Raw genomic sequence first — 19,971 nt, forward strand, 5'->3', positions numbered from 1 at the left:
ATATTCAATCGCCATCCAGCCATTTTTCGGTATGTTCGATAAAACGTTTTGTCGCTGGTAATGCGTGTTTAATTGAAGTAAGTGACAACCCAAGCGATCGTTTAGGTTTGTCTTCCAATTCCACAACCGTAACATTTTCGCATTGTCCTTGTAATGCGAGTTCAGACATGACACTGATTCCAAGCCCGTTCTCCACCATCGCGACAATCGCATGATCATCACCGGTTTCAAATTGGATATCGAGATGAACCCTAGCAACTTCTAATACTTTCCTAACATCGTAACCACATGAAGAAGCAGGCATAATAAAAGGCTCTTTCTCGAGCTGATCGTACTGAATTATAGATTGTTTACTTAATGAGTGATTTTTAGGAAGGACACATAGCATTCGATCTTTTCTTAGTGGAATAGATTCTAGATGGCCCGACGACGGTAGTGACATAAAACCTAAGTCAATCACCCCTTGTTGAATCCACGTTTCAATCATTCCATAATCACCTTCCATTAATTTGATTTCAATTCGAGGATATTCCAAGTGAAATCGATGAATGATTGCAGGCAACCAGTGAATAGAAACGCTTGTAAAGGTTCCGATGCGCAAGGTTCCTGCCACTATCCCATTAATCTCTGCAACAGTTTGCTTCAATCGCTCATTATGATTTACTACTTCACGAACATGCATTAAAACACGCTCACCATTTCCTGTTAATCGAACACCTGTTTTATTCCGGGATAACAGTTGAAAACCATACTCCAATTCAAGACTTCTAATCGCATGGCTGACACCTGACTGAGTCACATTCAGTGCTTCGGCCGCTCTTGATAAGTTCCCCATTTCAACCGTCTTCAGAAAGATTTCTAACTTAGTCAGACTCATCGATTCTCCTACTTTCTCATGTATGAATTTTGTTCAAGTATAACATTACATATATTCGTTTTACTAATACTTGAATTACAATTAAACTAAGTACATAAAAATTTTAAAGGAGAACTAAAAATGAAACCAATAAAGGCTAATCTTATGATCTTACTTGTTACAATGACCTGGGGTACTTCCTACCTTTTTATGAAAATCGGATTGGAAACTGTCCCTTCATTTTCTCTTGTTGCATTACGCTTTGGTATTGCTTTTTTGGTTTGTGCTGCTGTTTTTTTTAAACAATTTCGTTCAATTCATTTTGTCACCTTAAAATACGGCTTTATGCTAGGATTTTTACTTTTCGTTGTATCTGCTTCAGTCATCTTAGGTTTAAAAACGACATCAGCTTCAAATGCTGGTTTTCTAGCCAGTTTGACCGTAATCTTTATCCCTTTATTATCTATCGTTCTGTTTAAGGATCGACTGAGCTACAGACTAATCATTAGTTCCCTTGTTGCAATGACTGGAATTGGTTTACTGACTTTGAATAATCAATTAACACTTAATTCTGGAGATTTACTCTGTATACTCGCTGCTTTCTTTTATGCTTTTCATATTATTGTCACCGGAAGGGCGGCTAAAGTTGCCAATACATTGCAGCTTGGAATTCTTCAGTTGGGATTTGCAGGAGGGTTTGGCGTACTCTCTGCCCTGATTTTCGAAGAACCGCAACTTCCATCCACTAAAGAAAGTTGGATCGCTGTACTGGTATTAAGTATATTCTGCAGTGCTTTTGCCTACATCATTCAGGCGATGGCACAGAAATACACAACACCGACACATACAGGACTCATTTTTTCATTAGAACCTGTATTTTCTGCACTATTTGCATACCTGTTCATGAACGAAGTATTGTCACTCAAAGGGTATATCGGAGCATTACTTATTCTAAGCGGTGTTATACTTGCTGAGATAAAAGTAAAACGAAAATCTACATTATTGCTCTAAACCTAATCGTTCTTAACATAACAGAATCGGCAATTGCTGTCTCTGGTTTATATATTATTAGGGCTTAATCAACATTGTTTACTAATATTTGGTCAAGAAGTCTTGTAAATCGTTCAAATAAAAAATATCTCATGATAGCACTAGGTTTATTTTTTATGCGAGCCCCCTCACCATCAATTTAAGAATTAAAAAAGAGGGGATTATCCCCCTCCTTTTTACGCTTGCTCCGACTGTCGGAATTATTTAATAAAACCACGATTCAATTTAGTTAAATTTTCATTGATGGTAAAAATTCTTACTCTAATATCTTTAACACCAGCTGCTTCAAGTCTGCTCTTGTGCATTTCCGCGTATTTTTCAGCATCTTGTTTTTCTTCAAATACATAAATGCCTCCAGCTTCTTTTGTTTCTTCATTCTCAGTCCATATTTTCCAGTGGAATCCTTCTTCTTCGTTAATACTATTTGCTAAATCCCAAAATCCTTTTTCCATTTCTTCACCATAAGGACCTTCAAACGGAAAATCAACTTGTAATAAATATGCCATTTTCACTCACTCCTATTTTTAATATAAAATTCATCGGGAATTCCTTTGTATAAAAATTCTTCCCATTCTTTTACTGATCATGATTCGAATGATAGTAATGTCTAAATTCGTATTGCTATTATTATTCAAGCACTAATTGGAGAATCCCCCTATTTGTAACATAATCACAAAACGATAGTAACTTGAACGCATAAAGTGAAAGTTTAATAGTTTTCAGTTATGTTTAAAAAATATGATACAAACTTACCCCTAAACTAAGGACAAACAAAACAAGCGCAGGTATTGCTTTCTTAAAAGGATCTCTCGCTAATACAATTAGAGTTAATGCGGCTGCAAGCATCGTACCGCCTAATAACAATCCTGCCCATAAAGCTACTACTGGAATCCAGATTCCTATCAACATTCCAATCGCTCCTACAATCTCAAAAGCTCCAGTTAAGAAATTAAAAAACGAAGGTAAACCAAATCGTTTGAATTCATCTGCCATTTTCCCGGATATAATTTTCGTTCCTGTCATTAAAAAGAACAGAAACAACACTATTTTTACAATATTGATGAAAATTAAAATAGTAATCACACCTTTCTTATTATTTGATAAAAACTCAGTATTGTTCAGGTAGTAGTCACTACCTTTATCCTATTTCCTGAGATTACCCGTATGGAAGTCGCTTCAATTTATATTACCCTTCTCAATATTAAAGGGCCGGAAATTACATGCTATAGCATATATAATTCGAAAATTTGACTGGTACTAAGCAAAAAAATGAACCTGAATCAGATATGATACAAAATAAAGTTATCTTCCCATTCGTCCAAACAAACAAAAATTATATGTTGCAGCATATATAATACCTAAAACAAAGTTTGTTCCTTATGAATAGCATAGCATCAATAAGGAACAAATATTAATAGTGTGTATCATACAATTTGTTTAATAACGATTGTAATACTTTAATTTCTTCCTCGCTCAAATTACTCGTAACAAAATGGTGAGCGTCTTTCACTACAGGCAAGATTGTTTTCTTTAATTCGTCACCTTTTTCAGTTAAAAAAAGGTTATGTGAACGCCTATCTTGGTCATTCAAAGCCTTCTTTACAATCCCTTTTCTCTCCATTGACTGTATCATTCTAACAACAGTAGTTTGATCTTTATCAATAGCTTCCGCCAACTCTTTTTGAGTAGTGCTCCTTTGGCTACAAAGAACACTAATGATCCCCCACTGCTCTGGCGTAACTCCATACGGCTTTAATTTCTTCGTAAAATAATTGGTCATTTTCACGTCAGTACGGTGAACAAGATAGCCTATTAAATCATGTAAGTTCATATATCACCTCTATAAATTAAGATATAAAAGGATATAGCATACCAGTCAATCATTCACAATGAATGTATTTGTTTCACCATATATATGCTATGGCACATATATTAAAGTAGATTATTTTAATTGTCAAATGATTTACCTATTATTTTTCAAAAACAAAATCGCCCCCTTAGATTATAGAAGGAATGACTAATTTGACGTATTTCTCCCCTGTCGTTTTATGATATTCTAATAACACTTGGTAAAATATGGTATCTACAGACAGTCAAACACCTTTAAAGATACCTACCCCAGTTGTTGCTGTTACAAGATAAACAGCATATAATCAGTTAATCACCCACATTAGCAACGAAAACATAAAGAAAAGGCATTCCAAATATGAAACACCTTCTTTCGTTTTATAAAGTGAAACTTTAATCAGTGGGGGTTTTGTTCATCCCCCACTGATTATCAGCCCTCACCAATCGGACTTTTACGGACAGTTGATCCCCCACCTAACTTCTTTGCTTCCGCTGAATTTTGAGGTGGGGGTCTTACTGCCCGTTAAAGCGGGATAAAACCATCCAACACGCTGAACTTTTCAATTTAATATAATCACTCGTTTAACTAAAGAAATTGATTACGTGCATAATGCTCTTCTGACTTTTCTTGCGAAATTTAGTGGATCATCAACATCTTCAATATTAACGTAAATCAAATTTGGATCATCACATAACCACTCATTGTGTATAGACGAAACGATTATTCCTTGTTTAATAATTGTCGCAACAAATTCAGTGACTTCTCTTTGTAAGAGTGCTACTCGGCCTAAGCATAAAGCCCGTCCAGTTTTATTGTCTCGTGATTCGAATGAAAAGGAAGTTGTTACTCTAAAACGTTTTCCCAAGATTGTTGCTCGTATTTCATCCCTGTTTATTGTTGCCACGCATTTTCCACCGGCGAACCCTTCTTGGCCACCGATAATTTTTGCAAACTGTTGACAAATTAATTCATCATTAAACGCCATACCTTTAATCATCCCCCCTTTTACTGTTAGGTTATGAATGAATACATAGGTCTGAAACGGTAATGAATCTAATCTATTAAAAAAAATGATGACAATCTACCGAAAGCTATTAGCTCAATTATTCTTGATTATTTAAATTAACTCGGCTATATATGTTAAAACATTTTTAAAGAGCATAAAAAAGACACCTTAAGGTGCCATTCTCCGATTTGAGAATCATATCTATGTATGGAGAAATTTAGAAAAGAGAAGCTTCTAACTATAATTTATAGAGCTCTTATGCCATTAATTACTTACATACATATTTCCTTATTTACCGGAAGAAGAATTCCAATTATATTACTTTCTGATCAGTCTCGTTAAAGCCATACCAAGAAATCCAGCGCCCATCCCTATTAGCCATCCATTGTGGGCATCACCTAACATAGACCCCACTCCTCCGCCAAGAAACATGCAGCCAACAAATACTAATCCTCCAATTCCCCAATTCGGCCGTTCCATAATTCAATCACACCCTTTCAATAAAACATATGCGATTAACTAGCTCAACTTTCTTGCATAGGATAGTTAATTATTTTACTTAGGTTTAGCACTATCAGGGAATTCGAAAATTTCTCTTTTTATATAGACCATTCATTTGCCACATTTCTGTTTACTTATATTTTTTAAAAGAAGGTTTCCATTCTGTTAAATCCTGATAAACAAACGTTATATTGTTACATATTCCCTCTACAACTTCGTACATACGTTTCATATCACTAGTCGTAAATAATATAGATCCTTTGCGTTGAGTGCTATCTACAATAGTTGGTATGATGTCTCCCTCTTTTACTAATAGATCAATTAATACGACCTCGGATATGTTAGTTAACTCCTTATACTTGATTTCTTTTAAGCAACCTGGTTTTGGAATCAAGCTTAAAGACATAGCATGACATTTTGAAGATACACATCTAAATTCATCTATAGTCTCAGTAGCTAACGCATCATAATAGTATCCGAATTGGGATATGCCGGTTGTTAGTTCCACCATCTTCCAGATATTACCGCCACCTATTCTAACTTGAGATTCTATAATTATTGGCTTATTTTTTTTGTCTATCTTTACTTCTGTATGAGTAATGCCGTTTTCCATTTGCATGTCGTCCAAAAATATCATTACTTTTTCCATAATTAATTGTTTTTGAGATTCATCTATAGGTGCTGGCATAATAGTATAGTTTATTATAAACGTATCTTCTTTAAATACTTCAGCTGATATCGCTATTATAGAATGTTTTTTGTTATAAGAAACGGCTTCGACCGTATAAACTACATCACCTTCAATGTACTCTTCCACTAAAACAGGTAGTTGAATACCATTTTCTTCAAAAAATACCTCTACGTCATCTCCCTTGTCTAGCTTAGATACACCTTTACCACCTGCGCCAATCGGGGGCTTTATTATAATACTATCTTTTTTGTTCAAAAATTCATTAATATCTTTAATGTTATTGCAAACTGTCGAATCTATCGAAAAGTCTTTACCTGCTAGCATTTCACGCATCATGTCTTTATTGCGGGTTATCATATTAGCATTGTAAGAAGGCCCTTTAACATTAAAAATCTTTGCAATTATGCAAGCCGTATCTAATGCTGTTTCGTTGAAAGATACAACCACATCAAATGGTTTCTCTTTGAATAATTCTTCAGCATAGTATATAGACAAGGGTATATTTGTCGTGTCTAATTCTTTTTTATAGAAACATTTTTCTAAGATAGTCCCATCAAAATATATGTGTTTAGCGTACGATCCTATGTACGAAACAATATAGCCACTGTCTAATGCATCTTGTATAGGCTTTGTCCATCCCCCTATAAATAAAATGTGGGGTTTATTTTCTATGTCAGTTCCTTTTAATACCTTATGCATCACAATCATCTCCTCTAAAATGAACTCGTATATTCAATATCATTTCCTTTTGATACACCTCGTCTTAACAACGCCACTAAACACAATGTTGTTCCGAATCCCCCTATAAATAACGTAGTTTGAAGCCCTAATATAGAAATTAAAAATGCACTAGCAAAACTCCCCAATGCCCAAGCTCCCCAATTCAGCGTACGCTGTACAGCATTTACTCGGCCTAGCATGTGATTTGGTGAGGCAAGTTGTCGTATAGTTGCAGCGTAAGGGCCAAATACACCTTCTCCCATACCGTGTATGATACTTGCGGCTACTATACCGTAAACTGTTCCCATATATCCCATTATCGGTATAAAAACCAAACCGGTAACTGATACAGTAGCACTATAAATAAGCATTTTTGTATTATTAATTTGTTGACTTTTTTTCATGAGTATCGTATTACCTATTAAAAATCCGACTGCTGCTGAGCCTACAACAAATCCTATTTCAATTTCAGATAGACCCATTACCTTATAAAGGAATATTACTAAAATGCTATTTAATATGTATTTAAAAAAACCGTAAACAGCACCACAAGTTACAATCGGCTCCAATACAGGGTGTTTTTTGAAATATACCAAACCTTCATATATGTTTTGATATATAGATTTTAAATTTACGTCTTTTAAAGAACCTTCTGTATGCGGTTTAAACTTTGAAATAATTAATACAAACATAAAACAAACAAAATACGTTACTGCGTCAACAGTAAACGAGCCTGTTAATCCAACTAGAGTAATGACGATTCCAGCTAGCATAGGACCAATTACTATAGAAAGAGACTCCGAAAGTGCTAGTTGAGCATTTCCTTTTTTTAAATGGTCTTTATCTGTTACTATTTCAGGTAAGAAAGAAGGAATGGCAATGTTGTAAAACGTGGTGAATATCCCATTTAAAAACATGATAAATACCAGTAAAGGGAACGTTATAATATTTGTTACAGTCAGTATGAATACTGATAAAAACAATACTCCTTGACATAAACTACAAATTAGCAAGACATTTTTCCTATGAAAAATGTCTATTAAAGCACCGGCTACTAACCCGAAAATTAAATAAGGGACGAATATAACCCCACGAAGCATAGCAGCATTTGCTTCACTTGTTTGTAACACCTCTAATGCAAAAAGTGGCAAAGCTACTATTGTAAACTGAGTACCTAACAAACTTATAGACTGTCCTAGCCAAAGCTTGTGAAAATTAAAACGTTTGCTATCTTTCATAATATCCCCCCATTAAATTCATATTTATAAATTATCAAGTTAACGATATAAATAAGAACAGGAAAAACCTATATTTCAACTAATGTCTGTACCACATAAAGTGAAACTTTAATCAGTGGGGGTTTTGTTCATCCCCCACTGATTATTAGTTGAACCAATCGGACTTTTACGGACAGTTGATCCCCCACCTAACTTCTTTGCTTCCGCTGAATTTTGAGGTGGGGGTCTTACTGCCCGTTAAAGCGGGATAAAAATTCGAAGCCTAATATAAAAGCGATTTTAGTTTCAAAATGAAGACTTGATCTTTAAAGCTCTCTTGGCTATTAAAAAGCTCATTTTCCGATTTTATGTCACTTTGAATCACCTCCAGCATCAGTATAACCTTGAAGGCACGCTGTTGTACGCATTTTGGAATGTAACAGCAAGATATCAAAGTTACGATGACAAGTTTTTATGTAATTATACGTAATCAAATCTGCACGATTTGAGGAAAAGAACAATCTGTAAATCTAAGGGTATCAAGTTTGAATTCAACTCGTCCAAATATACACTTGGATTGGAACGATACTTTTATAGCGATGATATATCAAGTTACCCTTTCCTAGGATTCTTCAGAAAGAACAGCGTATTTTTTCATATTAGGTGTTATTTTGTTTTGTTAGTTTAATAGCGATGTAGCACTCCCCTTTCAAAATAGTAAAGTATAAACATGAAAAAACTCCCAACAAATTTTGTTAGGAGTTTTTTCAAATACGCGATATTTATTTAATCTTCATTATTGAGTTCTATTGTACCTGTTCTAGCACTAACCTTTAAAATATTTAACAAATTATCAGGTGTCTTGATTTCTACTTCATATTCAAATTTTGATTGTGCTAAGTTGTCATCTTCTAATTCGAATTCTTTTTTCACATTAATAATTTCTCCATTTGTATGAGCTAAAGAAATTTCACGAACTTGTTTCTCTGTGTAGTTTTCATTCTTTTTTGCATAATTGTAACCCATACCATAATATCCACCGACAATAGCAATACCACTTACTAAAATAGCAATTACACTTATAATTATTTTCTTTTTATGCTTTAACATTTTCATCCACTCCTTAATGATTAATCCTCTATTCCAAATCTTGCTTCAAGCGCATTTTCTGCTTGCTCTAATTGATCTTCCAGTATATCGTGTTCTTTTTCTTGCGTTTGATATTGTTCAACAGTTATCGTTCCAGCGTGATAATCTGCTTCTAGCTGATTATCAGATAGATCTATCTTGTCATCCAATTGGTCAATTTCTTTTTTTGCTGCTAAGTACGTATTTAAGTTATCTTCTTTTGCTCCAACTGGTTTCGTGTTATTTTCCTTTTCTACAATAGATATGACTTCGTTTTTGAAATCTTGTGTTTGCTTCGTATCATTTGTAGCAGCTTGTGTTTTGTTTGGTTCTTGTTGTAGTTGAGCGACTTCTTTTTGTAATTTATCATTTTCCACTTTCAGTTGTTGTACTTCTGTATTGTTATCAGCTTGAGTAGAACAAGCTGTTAAGAATAAACAGGACATTGCTCCAATCAGCATCCATTTTCCCATTCTGTTTTCCTCCCTTTACATGTGCACCTTATCCTTGCCTTTATATTACTGAACAAACATTAAAGGAAGATTAATGTACAAAAAAATAAAGTGAAGGCTTTTACAGGCAGTTAATCCCTACCTAACTCCCTCGCATTCACCAAATTTTGAGGGAGTAGTCTTACTACCCGTTAATGCGGGATAAAATGATATAATTAACTAGTTTCTAATCTTTCTTTAATGTTTTGGAATTATAGTGATACATATTAATAAGAAGAAAAGGAGAATGTTAATGCGAGTTCTTATTGTCGAAGATGAACAAGACTTACAAAATATATTGGTGAAACGATTAAATGCAGAACATTATAGTGTCGATGCATGTGGGAATGGAGAAGATGCCCTGGATTATATAAACATGGCTACCTACGATTTGATTGTCCTTGACATTATGATTCCCGGAATAGATGGTTTACGCGTATTACAAAGATTACGCGCGGACAATAATGCAACTCCTGTCTTGCTTCTTACAGCTAAAGATACAATTGATGATCGTGTAACAGGACTCGACTTAGGTGCGGATGATTATTTAGTAAAGCCGTTTGCTTTTGATGAACTGTTAGCAAGAATTCGAGTGTTAATGCGAAGAAAAACAGGAAATACATCTAATGTGTTTGAAATCGCTGACCTAGTGGTAGATTGCAATATGCATAAAGTAACACGAGGAGACCAAGTTATCACTCTTTCCAGTAAAGAATTTGCTATTTTAGAATATATGATCCGTAATAAAGAAGTTGTGCTGACACGAGATAAAATTGAGCAACATGTGTGGAATTACGACTATGAAGGTGGCTCAAATATTATTGATGTTTACGTCCGCTATCTTCGCAAAAAAATTGATAGCCAGTTTGAAACGAAGTTAATTCATACAGTGCGCGGAACTGGTTACGTATTGCGAGTAGAATCATGAAAAGACTATCAATAAAAATGAAAGTAACCCTGTGGTATACGGGGCTAATTGTAATTATTATGGCACTCGTGTTAGCCTTTATTTTAACTTCTTCAGATAAAGTTTTGCTTTTTAATATGAAAGATCAATTAAAGAGCACAGTAAAAGAAAGCATGGAAGATATCGAATATAAGCATGGGCAGTTAAAGATTGACGATGATTTTGAAACCTTAGAAGATGGAGTAAATATAAGCATTTATAGTAAACAAGGTGAGCTGTTGGTAGGACATAGTCCAACAAGCTTTAATAAAAAGATATCGCTTAAATCCGATGAAATACAAACCATTAAAGACGGTAATAAAGAATGGATAGTATATGATTTTCTCCATAATGCAGGCGGCGATGAGCAAGTCTGGGTTCGTGGAATAATGACTATGAACCAATTATCTTCAACGATAAATACACTTATCGTGGTAACAATCATCTCATTCCCATTACTTATTCTTATTGCGGCATTCGGAGGATATTTTATCACGCAAAGGGCGTTTCGACCTGTGCAACAAATGAGTGATTCAGCCAGTAAAATTGGTGATGGTAAAGACCTTTCGAAGAGAATTAATTTACAAGGTTCACCGAAAGACGAAATGTATCATTTAGCACAAACCTTTGACAAAATGTTTGAGCGATTGGAGACATCATTTGAAAGTGAAAAACAATTTACATCTGACGCATCTCATGAATTAAGAACACCAACATCTGTTATTATTTCACAATGCGAATACGCTTTATCGCAGAGGACTAACCCGAAAGAAATGGAAGAATCGTTAGAAGTAATTTTAAAGCAATCACATAAAATGTCCGCTCTAATCTCACAACTCTTATTATTAGCACGAGCTGACCAAGGAAACCATAATACTTTCCAATTTGAATGTATCAATATGAGTGAATTAACGGAAATCGTTGTAGAAGAACTTTCATTAATGGTTCAAGAAGCTTCGATTGATATAACAACTCATATAGAGGAAGACCTGTTTATTAAAGCAGATCAAACATTGATGATGCGCTTATTAATGAATTTACTAACGAATGCGATTGCTTATAGTAAAGCGAGCGGAACTGTGCATATGCAACTATTCCGTGATGAAACCAACATAATAGGTAAAGTCTCCGATAATGGCATCGGCATCAGCGAGCAACATATTACTAAAATATGGGACCGCTTCTATCGAGTTGACGCAGCACGCACATCTTCAAACATCGGAAACACAGGTTTAGGATTGTCAATGGTAAAATGGATTGTCGAACTACATGGAGGAGAAATTACAGTTGAAAGTAAATTAGGAGAAGGCAGTACTTTTACATTTAAACTACCAATTGAAAAAAGAGCATAATTTATACGTGTCTGTCGCTTCAGAATAAAGATTGATTCGAAGGCTCTCTTCAATCCTTATGTAAAAATAACTGACGCATTTTAAACATCATCGATTTTATCATTTTGGACAACCTATTCTGTTAATTTAATATACATGCGAAAAAACTATCAAAATAAAACCCCAGAAATCCAACGGTCTCTGGGGCTTCATTATATATTTAGCTCTTTTTGCTTTTTGTTTTGTTTATGTCTATACAGTAACTTTCGACTTATTAGAGAAATCACTAATAAGGTCAGAATTAATAAGATAAGTTGCATAAATGATAAATCAAAATATTTAGCACCTGTAACGATTAAAAGTGTAGAAATCGTGCCTTTTACAACGAAAAAAATAATAACCCATAACCCGCCTTTTTTCCAGTTCATTTTATATTACCCTTTCCTACGTTTAAATTCTTAACATATTTAATGATAGTTCTTAAATGTGAAAACTTAATAGAAATCTATTATATTAAAAAAAAATTCATGTCTAATTAAATGCGACGATTCTATATTAAGTGAAAATGATATTCATTGTCAATTTTATTGACTATTTGAATACTTATTCTCAATCTCTTTCTACTTTGTTTCTTATAAGCAATACACTTTTATATTCAAACAAAAACACCTCCATTACATTTGCACACTTAGTATGCGAATGCAAGAGGTGTTTTTTCATATAACATCAAGTAAGATTTCCTACTTTGTTTATTTCTAGATACGTAGCTATTTTTTAGTACACAATTACTGGATCATACGTGTTCAAACTATCATATACAGTTTTTGCAACATTAGGAAGAAGGTTCACACACCCGCCTGATCCACCTGTTAAATATGCATTATTTGCCCAGTCTTTTCGCCAGCCGGCATCGTGGAATCCTTGACCGCTATTTGTGAATGGAACCCAGTAATCTACTTTAACCGCATAATCAGCTTTCCCTACTGCGCTACCTCTTAGCGTATATGGTGTTCGTTTGTATAGAACGTACCAAACACCTGGTGATGTATCTTCACCCGTGCTATGTTTACCCGTTACTACATTTGTTGTAACGACTAATTTCCCATCTTTGTAAATCCAAATTTGTTGCTCTGCAATTGAAACTTCCGCATACGTGTCTCCGATGCCATTATTCGATGTTGTTTTATAACCGATACCTTCCTTCTCCCAACCATTTCCGTGAATATTAGAAGCAGAAAGCGACTTTTCGCCTTTCTCAAAGGCTTGTTGAACTTGTTTAGTTTCTTTTTCAACATCTAGTGCCCAGCCGTAGCCTTGCCCTTTTACTGATATGACTGAACCGGAATGCGTTTTAAATGAGAAATCTTTATTTAATGTTGATTTGGCATTATTAATTTCAGTAATTTTCTTCTTAATGTCACTAGCATCAATTGTAACTTTCATATCCTTTGACATAGAGGCATTTTGAATTAAATCTTTCGCTTTTAAAGGATAAACTTCATCCTGCACTTTATACTCAACAGACTGCCCAAGAAGATTCTGTAGTGCTTTCTCCTCTTTTTTGACAATCGGATCGTCTTCTTTAATAGGTTTTATGTATGCAGACTTCAGATGAATTTCGCTTTTATATTTTTGCTTATCGTAATCTTTCAGTAGACTAGTAACGTCATACTGTTTTCCTTCAACACTTTTCGAAATAACAATTTTCCCTTGTTCTAACTTCGCCATAGCATCTTGAGGCGCTTTTAATTTTTCATTCATAGAGATGAGCGTTTCTTCTACAAGTTTTTTCATCGTTTCACTACGATACTGATCTGCCTTCTCTGGTAGTAATGAATAATTTTCTCCCTTTGAGGAAGGGAAAAATGTCCACTGACTTTTTAATAGTTTCTTAACTTGAGGCAAATCTTTTTCCGTAAGTTCCGTTTTTGTATCTTTTTCATCTAAAATTTGTTGTTGATCAACATAGACTTTGTTTGCTAGTCCAGATGTCTTTAATTTCTGTATCGCCTGATCAGCGCTCAGACCACCAACTTTTGTGTCATTAATTGTAACATTCGAATTGAAGTGAGTTGCCTGATAATAACTCATTCCCCCAATAAGAAGTGCAATTACACCAATACCCACTGCGATAAACTTCCAATTTGTATAACGTTTTTTTGATCTTACTCGTTTTTGATCAATTTCTTCAACTGATTCATTTGTTGTATTGTTGTTCATCAATCTTTCCCCCGTATGCATTAACGTCAAACGATTTTCAACTAAAATCATAGACTAGTGTACCTTATTTTTCCTAAAATTTCATTATTTCCGACCACATTTTATCGCAATTTAATAATTAAATTTAGATTTTTTAATAGTACGATGCATTGAATAGCCCTTTACAAGTCATAAAGTGAAACTTAAATCAACCGTCACACCAAGAGATTTAGCTTAATATTCTAGGGGGAAATTTTTTTCTTTACGTAAAATACGAATTATATTATCCATTTTTATGAACATCACCCCCTAATTTTGTCAAAAAAATAAACGATAGTCCTTCTACATTTTTGATAAAAGGACTATCATTTTTTCAGTTAGAGTATTTGTATAATCGTTTAACTTTTTATTTCCTGAAGGTCAAACTTGATGAAGATGATGAAATTTCATCTCATAGCCTTTAAATGAAAACATTATGTTTTTTATGGCAACCAAGTTTATTTTCTTAGCTTGATGTCCCCCACATATCCAGCAGCCTAAGATGAAATAAGAGTCTGTTCAACTAGATTTTTTCTAATATTTTTAGGAGCATCTTATTTCACCTCGTCATATTTCACTAATTGAATTTAAAACACATCTGTATGCTATTTAGTAAAATTTACGATTCGAGTCATAATTATTGCAGTAGCCAAGATAATAATAGCGGTTATCAAACCAGATTCTCCAATCCAAATCTCAGTTTGATACCCTGTACTTGCACGTGCGAAAGGTCCTTGAATAATGGCATTCCAAGTAGTATGAATGATAACCGAAGGCCAAACGCTACCTGTGATAAGTCGTAAATAAGCTGTAATATAACTGAATGGCACAATACAAAAATAGATGCCAAGTACTGAAAGTAGGGCAGATGCTCCCTCTACATATAGACCAGCAATAACAATTGGAACATGCCACGTTGCCCAAATCAATCCGCTAATAAGGATTGGGCGTGAAAACTCTGCATCGATTAGTCTTGTAAGCATATAACCTCGCCAACCCATTTCTTCTCCCATAACTGGAATTAAGTTAAGCAGGCTACCTAAAACTCCGCTCAATACTACTATAAAAATGAAACTTAATGGTATCGGTAGATACTGAAATCCAAGTATATGATAAATAGGTTCTAGCATACCACCTTGCGGGGGCTGAAACCTCGCAATTCCGCTCAACCAGGCGATAGAATAAGTAATTCCACAAATAATCATAGGTATTAGCAGCGCAAAACCAATCCCCTTCCATATCTTTAAGTTACCGAGACTAAAAGATACATCTTTAAACCCTTCTTTCAATATTATGCGAGTCAAAATAGAAGAAAATGCTGGGATAAACATATATACCACAATAAGTGGCATACTTTTAGTAATCATTACTAGTACATTTAGGATAATAGAAGTAATGGTTAAGATACTTAGAAAGAGTTGAAGTCCTATTTTAGCACGTTGGATTTTATCTTTATTGTGGAATGCTTCTCCGTGTAATAACATTGTAATCCGCCCTTCCCCTTTTATTCATTTGTTTATCAAATTTACTTCCTGTCATTTCAACAGCTACAACTTAGAATAAAAATATTTTGACATACAGATTCATTCAGCTTTAAAATCCCTCCCAAATTCATAATCTAGTCTTACTTGCGATTCAACAATTTAATTATTATTTATAAACTGTCATAGCCGATAGTACAAAAGTGTAATGATTAACCTATGACTTGTGTCAATTAATCTTATGACAATATGTAACTAGAAAATATGATATGGAATAAATAACAATTGAATTAAGGCAATTGATTCGTGCAACTACATGAATCAATCTTGCTTTTGAAAATAATTCAATTGAGGTGGGCAAAAATGAATAAGAAAAGAATGATTGCAATGGTTAGTACAGCTTTATTAGTCACAGGATGTGTGGAAGTAGGAAACGCTCAAACTGTAGCAGTCGAAAATTCAGGTCAATCAGTCCAAAAAAATATAGTTAAATCCATACAATCACAGGCTAACCCATTAAAAACGATAGAGCCGTCAAAACCATTTGAAGATCTAAGACCACTTAAGAAAATGATTGGGAGCGCGCAATATGTAGGATTAGGAGAGAATACTCATGGAAGCTCTGAAATTTTTACTATGAAGTTTCGACTTGTGAAATATTTGGTTACTGAGATGGGTTTTACGAATTTTGCAATGGAAGAAGATTGGGGAAACGGCTTAAAACTAAATGAATATATCCAAACAGGAAAAGGAAACCCTAGGGAATTTTTAAAATTGTTATATCCTACTGATGAAATTATAGCCATGATTGAGTGGATGAAAGATTATAATGCTGATCCATCCAATAAAAAAAAGATCCAATTTATTGGGCTCGACTTAAAAACGTTAGACCAAGATAGCTTTAATAAAGTAATTGATTATGTAAGAGTGCATCGACCAGATTTGCTGGCAGAAGTAGAAGAAAATTATAAAGAATTGTCTTCTTTTACTGGAAGTATACAGGAATATATGAAACTTGCTCCTGAAAGGAAAGAGAAGTTTAAAGCAAACGCTGAGAGAGTAGCCCGATTACTAAAAGATGAGAATGAGCAAGCCAACATAGAAATAATTCCATCCGAGTACATCTGGGCGAAAGCAACGGCAAGTGCAATAGAGAAATTTACCACAATGCTACTTCCTAACGACTATCCAAGTATGATAAAGCTACATGAGCAATACTTGGCCGATCATGCGATGTGGGCACAAGAGACATTTGGTGGTAAAACGATGGTATGGGCACACAATATTCATATAGCTAAAGGAATTATCGATGAGAAATTATACCCTTATGTTGCGGGGCAATTTTTGAAGGAACGTTTAGACAATAATTATGTCACAATTGGTAGTACAACTACGGAGGGGAATTTTACCTTATACAGCGAATATGATCCTTCCACTGGAGGTAAGATTACAACCGACACTATTCCACAAGATGTAAAAAGTTTCAATTATACTCTCGGAAAAGTGCCATATAAAATGTTTTTATTGGATAACCGTCACCTTAAAGGACAAGCAGAAAAATGGGTTAAAGCAAAAAGACCATTACTAAGTATAGGGGGACAAATCCTCCCGAACAGTTCGGTGTACTTTGATACTTCATTGCTTGAGCAATTTGATATTATTTTTCATATTCGAAAAACAAGTCCATCTCATATTAAATAAAAGTACAAAACAATCCCGTTCTTGCAGATGTAAGAACGGGATTGTTTTGTGGTGGATTAATAAAAGCATCTTTTTTAACCAGAAGTAAGCTGCTCTCCCCTTTTTAACATCATTTAGAACTGTCATATGACACTTTTACACTAGTGAGAATGACAAAAAAAGCAGTATGATGCGGTTATTACATAGATAGGAGCGATGAACTTTATGAAATCAAGATTCATCCAGAATGGTTATTTTTTATTGCTAACTTTCGTTACAGGATTGTTTTATTTTTGTTTTTATCTAATAGCTCTGCTATTTAGTTTAACCCTTTCATTTACTGTTGTTGGGATTCCACTAGTTATACGCGTACTACAGACTACCACACCCTTTATCCAATTCGAGCGCATACAGACGAAAATTTATACAGATATTTCAACAGACTCTTACGATAGAAGTATAACAATGGATACATCGAACTGGTCTCAGGTGAAATTAGTGCTTACAGATCGTCGCACTTGGTGTGCTGTCTATTGGTTAATGCAGAAATTTGCGATTGGCATTTTCAGTCTCATTAGTGCAATCATTTTTTATGTAATGCCACTTATGTTCCTGTTGGCACCACTACTGTATCGATACATCGATATGAATATTATATTTATACAAATAGATACTTTTGCCAAGTCACTCTTTGTAATGTTTATGGGTATAGTATTTACCGCCATAAGTATTAGAATAGTCGATGGTTTGACAAAGAAAATTGGGGGCTATACACGTAGTATGATTCGGCAACTAAATCAATAGAAGTTTGCAGTCTGTGAGTAGTATCGTAGTTTTAAATTAAAAAGTATAATAAGGCAGGAAGGATTAAATTATAATATAGGAAGTAAAATGGTAGGCTATTTAGGGGGTAAAGGACTTGTTAGATATGGTTAAGTATTGGTTTTGGTATGATTGGATTATGTTAGGGGTACGCCTACTTGCTAGTGTGTCTATCATTCTAGCTACATTAAATTTTCAGGATGGTTTAACATTACCACTTTGGATTATTATTCTTTGGGAAATTATTGCCTTCTCTGTTCCATGGGTAGCCTTACTATTCAATTATAAATATTATTTGTTCACAGAAATACTGCTGTATGGTGGACTATGTATATATTTAACCTCATTATTTCCAGGGGCTTACAACACATTTCTTATATCAGTGTTTCTAATTGCTGCGAATAGTAAGCATTTGTCCTATTATTGGACAGCTCCAATAACAGTTTTTGTAACAAATGGAATTTTCTATACGGTTGCACCAAGTAATAGCTATTGGGTTATGGTCACCTATTATGGATTCGCATATGTAATGGGCTTCGCTTTTCATTTATTAATCGTCAATCATAAACAAAATGAATCAATTCGTAAACAAAACGCGGTACTTGAGCAATATATGTCTCAGATTGAACGCATTACACTGGCGGAAGAACGAAACAGACTGTCGAGTGAGCTTCATGATACAGTTGGTCACGCTTATACATCTATTATTATGGGGATGGAAACGTTGCGCACCGAACTTGCTACTGAAATGGGTATACAGAGGCTAGATTCTCTGCTTGAAATGGGACGTAAAAGCATCGAGGACGTGAGAGGTTACCTACATCAAATGGAGTCTCCTTGCCAATCGCCTTCCTTAATTCAATCTCTCCAAAATCTTGGAGCCGAATTTCAGGAGCACGCTCAGGTTAATGTAAGTTTTCGGGCATACGGAGAGGAATATGAAATGTCTCGGCAAGCGAAGATAGCGTTCATTCGTTGCTTACAAGAGTCCCTTACGAATGCAGTACGTCATGGTCAAGGAACTGAAATTATAGTTTCATTGCAGTTTGAACAACAATATACGAGATTAGAAGTTCAAGATAATGGAAAAGGAAATGTAGAATGGCAAGAAGGCTTCGGTCTGAATGCAATGAAAGAACGAGCAATGAATTTGCAAGGTCAATTGTCTGTATATACAAAGCCAGATGAAGGAATGCTTGTTACATGTACCATACCGCGACAAACTGAAATAAAAGATGGACTTATTCGTTTGTTAATTGTAGACGACCAGCCGTTTGTTCGGGAAAGTTTGAGGACACTACTCGATAGATATGAAGATTTAAATGTAGTCGGTTTGGCCGAGGATGGCAATGAAGCCATCGATTTGTGTGGGCGCCTTCAGCCTCATGTTATACTTATGGATTTAGATATGCAACACATGGATGGAGTCGAGGCAACCAAAAAGATTAAGCAACAATGGCCACATATCCGCATATTGATTTTTACCACTTTTCAGGATACCGAACAGGCGTTGGAATCGCTTCGCAACGGTGCGGATGGTTTTTTACTCAAATCTATTGAAACATTGGAGCTAGCTAATACGATCCGACTTATTCACAAAGGTGGGACACTGATTGATCAAGGAATGTCTCACAAAATATTTGAGAAATTTGATGAGCAAAAAGAGACACCACAATCAAAAGCAACCGCTTATGAGCTAACAGCTAGGGAGATAGAAATATTGCAACTAGTAGCCAAGGGACTTCGATACACTACCATAGCATCAAGGTTATATTTATCGAATGGTACGGTCAGAAATTATGCTTCCACAGCTTATACAAAGCTAGGAGTCCGCAACAAAGAAGAAGCTGTGCAAAAGGCTCTAGAAATTGGAATTATTGAATAAAAAAATGTTTTTTGTTTCTTTACAGCAAGGTAAAATGTAGTTACAAGGTACAGTAAAAGATAAAGTGAAACTTTAATCA

19 protein-coding genes and 1 pseudogene are annotated in these 19,971 nt (G+C 34.7%); 7 read left to right on the forward strand and 13 right to left on the reverse strand.

What is annotated here, in order from left to right; genetic code table 11:
* Positions 1 to 4 precede the first annotated feature (4 nt).
* Entirely contained in the window at positions 5 to 877 is an 873-nt protein-coding gene (locus AC241_RS15665) for a LysR family transcriptional regulator (protein WP_050844191.1), read from the reverse strand.
* Between the two features lie 120 nt (positions 878 to 997).
* Here AC241_RS15665 and AC241_RS15670 point away from each other — a divergent pair, with 120 nt between their 5' ends.
* Together AC241_RS15670 and AC241_RS35225 are read left to right on the forward strand one after the other, a co-directional pair.
* Positions 998 to 1,867: a DMT family transporter gene (locus tag AC241_RS15670; protein WP_050844194.1), complete on the forward strand. Its 870-nt coding sequence runs from the start codon at positions 998 to 1,000 to the stop codon at positions 1,865 to 1,867.
* Positions 1,849 to 2,019: pseudogene (locus AC241_RS35225) on the forward strand (MFS transporter); the annotation flags it as partial. The gene AC241_RS15670 and the pseudogene AC241_RS35225, both read left to right, overlap by 19 nt.
* Before the next feature lie 87 nt (positions 2,020 to 2,106).
* Here AC241_RS35225 and AC241_RS15675 read toward each other — a convergent pair.
* The 9 genes from AC241_RS15675 to AC241_RS15710 form a co-directional block, all read right to left on the reverse strand.
* Positions 2,107 to 2,412 carry a monooxygenase gene (locus AC241_RS15675; protein ID WP_050844196.1) on the reverse strand — a complete coding sequence of 102 codons (306 nt, stop codon included), beginning with the start codon at positions 2,410 to 2,412 and terminating at the stop codon, positions 2,107 to 2,109.
* A 223-nt stretch (positions 2,413 to 2,635) separates the two neighbouring features.
* Positions 2,636 to 2,986 (reverse strand): DoxX family protein, encoded by a 351-nt coding sequence (locus AC241_RS15680; RefSeq protein ID WP_043939997.1) that lies wholly within the window; start codon positions 2,984 to 2,986, stop codon positions 2,636 to 2,638.
* Between the two features lie 331 nt (positions 2,987 to 3,317).
* Entirely contained in the window at positions 3,318 to 3,737 is a 420-nt protein-coding gene (locus AC241_RS15685; protein ID WP_001048563.1) for a MarR family winged helix-turn-helix transcriptional regulator, read from the reverse strand.
* A 616-nt stretch (positions 3,738 to 4,353) separates the two neighbouring features.
* Complete coding sequence (locus AC241_RS15690; RefSeq protein WP_043315288.1) at positions 4,354 to 4,752, reverse strand: DUF1259 domain-containing protein; 399 nt, start codon at positions 4,750 to 4,752, stop codon at positions 4,354 to 4,356.
* A 327-nt stretch (positions 4,753 to 5,079) separates the two neighbouring features.
* Positions 5,080 to 5,241 carry a hypothetical protein gene (locus tag AC241_RS34830; protein WP_043315290.1) on the reverse strand — a complete coding sequence of 54 codons (162 nt, stop codon included), beginning with the start codon at positions 5,239 to 5,241 and terminating at the stop codon, positions 5,080 to 5,082.
* Between the two features lie 151 nt (positions 5,242 to 5,392).
* Positions 5,393 to 6,652 (reverse strand): ATP-grasp domain-containing protein, encoded by a 1,260-nt coding sequence (locus AC241_RS15695; protein WP_050844198.1) that lies wholly within the window; start codon positions 6,650 to 6,652, stop codon positions 5,393 to 5,395.
* Positions 6,653 to 6,666: 14 nt separating this feature from the next.
* Entirely contained in the window at positions 6,667 to 7,911 is a 1,245-nt protein-coding gene (locus tag AC241_RS15700; protein WP_043938797.1) for an MFS transporter, read from the reverse strand.
* Positions 7,912 to 8,676: 765 nt separating this feature from the next.
* Positions 8,677 to 9,000 (reverse strand): PepSY domain-containing protein, encoded by a 324-nt coding sequence (locus tag AC241_RS15705; RefSeq protein WP_000912131.1) that lies wholly within the window; start codon positions 8,998 to 9,000, stop codon positions 8,677 to 8,679.
* A 20-nt stretch (positions 9,001 to 9,020) separates the two neighbouring features.
* Positions 9,021 to 9,491 (reverse strand): hypothetical protein, encoded by a 471-nt coding sequence (locus AC241_RS15710; protein WP_050844200.1) that lies wholly within the window; start codon positions 9,489 to 9,491, stop codon positions 9,021 to 9,023.
* A 271-nt stretch (positions 9,492 to 9,762) separates the two neighbouring features.
* Here AC241_RS15710 and AC241_RS15715 point away from each other — a divergent pair, with 271 nt between their 5' ends.
* Both AC241_RS15715 and AC241_RS15720 read left to right on the forward strand, forming a co-directional pair.
* Positions 9,763 to 10,437 (forward strand): response regulator transcription factor, encoded by a 675-nt coding sequence (locus AC241_RS15715; protein WP_001264528.1) that lies wholly within the window; start codon positions 9,763 to 9,765, stop codon positions 10,435 to 10,437.
* Positions 10,434 to 11,807, forward strand: coding sequence for a sensor histidine kinase (locus tag AC241_RS15720; RefSeq protein ID WP_050844202.1), 1,374 nt, complete (start codon positions 10,434 to 10,436; stop codon positions 11,805 to 11,807). The genes AC241_RS15715 and AC241_RS15720 overlap by 4 nt, the downstream gene beginning before the upstream one ends.
* A gap of 191 nt (positions 11,808 to 11,998) precedes the next feature.
* Here AC241_RS15720 and AC241_RS15725 read toward each other — a convergent pair whose 3' ends face one another.
* The 3 genes from AC241_RS15725 to AC241_RS15735 all read right to left on the reverse strand — a co-directional run bounded on the left by AC241_RS15725 (position 11,999) and on the right by AC241_RS15735 (position 15,508).
* Positions 11,999 to 12,214, reverse strand: coding sequence for a hypothetical protein (locus AC241_RS15725; protein WP_001104104.1), 216 nt, complete (start codon positions 12,212 to 12,214; stop codon positions 11,999 to 12,001).
* A 346-nt stretch (positions 12,215 to 12,560) separates the two neighbouring features.
* A complete protein-coding gene (locus tag AC241_RS15730) occupies positions 12,561 to 14,006 on the reverse strand; it encodes a L,D-transpeptidase family protein (RefSeq protein ID WP_043315293.1) in 1,446 nt (481 codons plus the stop codon).
* A 623-nt stretch (positions 14,007 to 14,629) separates the two neighbouring features.
* Positions 14,630 to 15,508, reverse strand: coding sequence for a CPBP family intramembrane glutamic endopeptidase (locus AC241_RS15735; RefSeq protein ID WP_050844204.1), 879 nt, complete (start codon positions 15,506 to 15,508; stop codon positions 14,630 to 14,632).
* A gap of 360 nt (positions 15,509 to 15,868) precedes the next feature.
* Here AC241_RS15735 and AC241_RS15740 point away from each other — a divergent pair, with 360 nt between their 5' ends.
* The 3 genes from AC241_RS15740 (at position 15,869) to AC241_RS15750 (ending at position 19,892) form a co-directional block, all read left to right on the forward strand.
* A complete protein-coding gene (locus AC241_RS15740) occupies positions 15,869 to 17,206 on the forward strand; it encodes an erythromycin esterase family protein (RefSeq protein ID WP_050844207.1) in 1,338 nt (445 codons plus the stop codon).
* Between the two features lie 204 nt (positions 17,207 to 17,410).
* Positions 17,411 to 17,989, forward strand: a complete 579-nt coding sequence (locus AC241_RS15745) for a sensor domain-containing protein (protein ID WP_043937117.1) — start codon at positions 17,411 to 17,413, stop codon at positions 17,987 to 17,989.
* A 115-nt stretch (positions 17,990 to 18,104) separates the two neighbouring features.
* Complete coding sequence (locus tag AC241_RS15750; protein WP_043937119.1) at positions 18,105 to 19,892, forward strand: helix-turn-helix transcriptional regulator; 1,788 nt, start codon at positions 18,105 to 18,107, stop codon at positions 19,890 to 19,892.
* Positions 19,893 to 19,971: the final 79 nt, after the last annotated feature.

Origin of the sequence: Bacillus thuringiensis (genome assembly GCF_001182785.1) — a bacterium.
Taxonomy (GTDB): Bacteria; Bacillota; Bacilli; order Bacillales; family Bacillaceae_G; genus Bacillus_A; species Bacillus_A thuringiensis_S.

Excerpts from the sequence above, each read along its gene's own strand:
- AC241_RS15675 (WP_050844196.1), bottom strand. The coding sequence starts at position 2,412 with ATGGCATATTTATTACAAGTTGATTTTCCGTTTGAAGGTCCTTATGGT.
- AC241_RS15685 (WP_001048563.1), bottom strand. The coding sequence starts at position 3,737 with ATGAACTTACATGATTTAATAGGCTATCTTGTTCACCGTACTGACGTG.
- AC241_RS15745 (WP_043937117.1), top strand. The coding sequence starts at position 17,411 with ATGAAATCAAGATTCATCCAGAATGGTTATTTTTTATTGCTAACTTTC.
- AC241_RS15695 (WP_050844198.1), bottom strand. The coding sequence starts at position 6,652 with ATGCATAAGGTATTAAAAGGAACTGACATAGAAAATAAACCCCACATT.
- AC241_RS15720 (WP_050844202.1), top strand. The coding sequence starts at position 10,434 with ATGAAAAGACTATCAATAAAAATGAAAGTAACCCTGTGGTATACGGGG.
- AC241_RS15705 (WP_000912131.1), bottom strand. The coding sequence starts at position 9,000 with ATGTTAAAGCATAAAAAGAAAATAATTATAAGTGTAATTGCTATTTTA.
- AC241_RS15700 (WP_043938797.1), bottom strand. The coding sequence starts at position 7,911 with ATGAAAGATAGCAAACGTTTTAATTTTCACAAGCTTTGGCTAGGACAG.
- AC241_RS34830 (WP_043315290.1), bottom strand. The coding sequence starts at position 5,241 with ATGGAACGGCCGAATTGGGGAATTGGAGGATTAGTATTTGTTGGCTGC.
- AC241_RS15670 (WP_050844194.1), top strand. The coding sequence starts at position 998 with ATGAAACCAATAAAGGCTAATCTTATGATCTTACTTGTTACAATGACC.
- AC241_RS15665 (WP_050844191.1), bottom strand. The coding sequence starts at position 877 with ATGAGTCTGACTAAGTTAGAAATCTTTCTGAAGACGGTTGAAATGGGG.
- AC241_RS15730 (WP_043315293.1), bottom strand. The coding sequence starts at position 14,006 with ATGAACAACAATACAACAAATGAATCAGTTGAAGAAATTGATCAAAAA.
- AC241_RS15735 (WP_050844204.1), bottom strand. The coding sequence starts at position 15,508 with ATGTTATTACACGGAGAAGCATTCCACAATAAAGATAAAATCCAACGT.
- AC241_RS15710 (WP_050844200.1), bottom strand. The coding sequence starts at position 9,491 with ATGGGAAAATGGATGCTGATTGGAGCAATGTCCTGTTTATTCTTAACA.
- AC241_RS15725 (WP_001104104.1), bottom strand. The coding sequence starts at position 12,214 with ATGAACTGGAAAAAAGGCGGGTTATGGGTTATTATTTTTTTCGTTGTA.
- AC241_RS15690 (WP_043315288.1), bottom strand. The coding sequence starts at position 4,752 with ATGATTAAAGGTATGGCGTTTAATGATGAATTAATTTGTCAACAGTTT.
- AC241_RS15740 (WP_050844207.1), top strand. The coding sequence starts at position 15,869 with ATGAATAAGAAAAGAATGATTGCAATGGTTAGTACAGCTTTATTAGTC.
- AC241_RS15715 (WP_001264528.1), top strand. The coding sequence starts at position 9,763 with ATGCGAGTTCTTATTGTCGAAGATGAACAAGACTTACAAAATATATTG.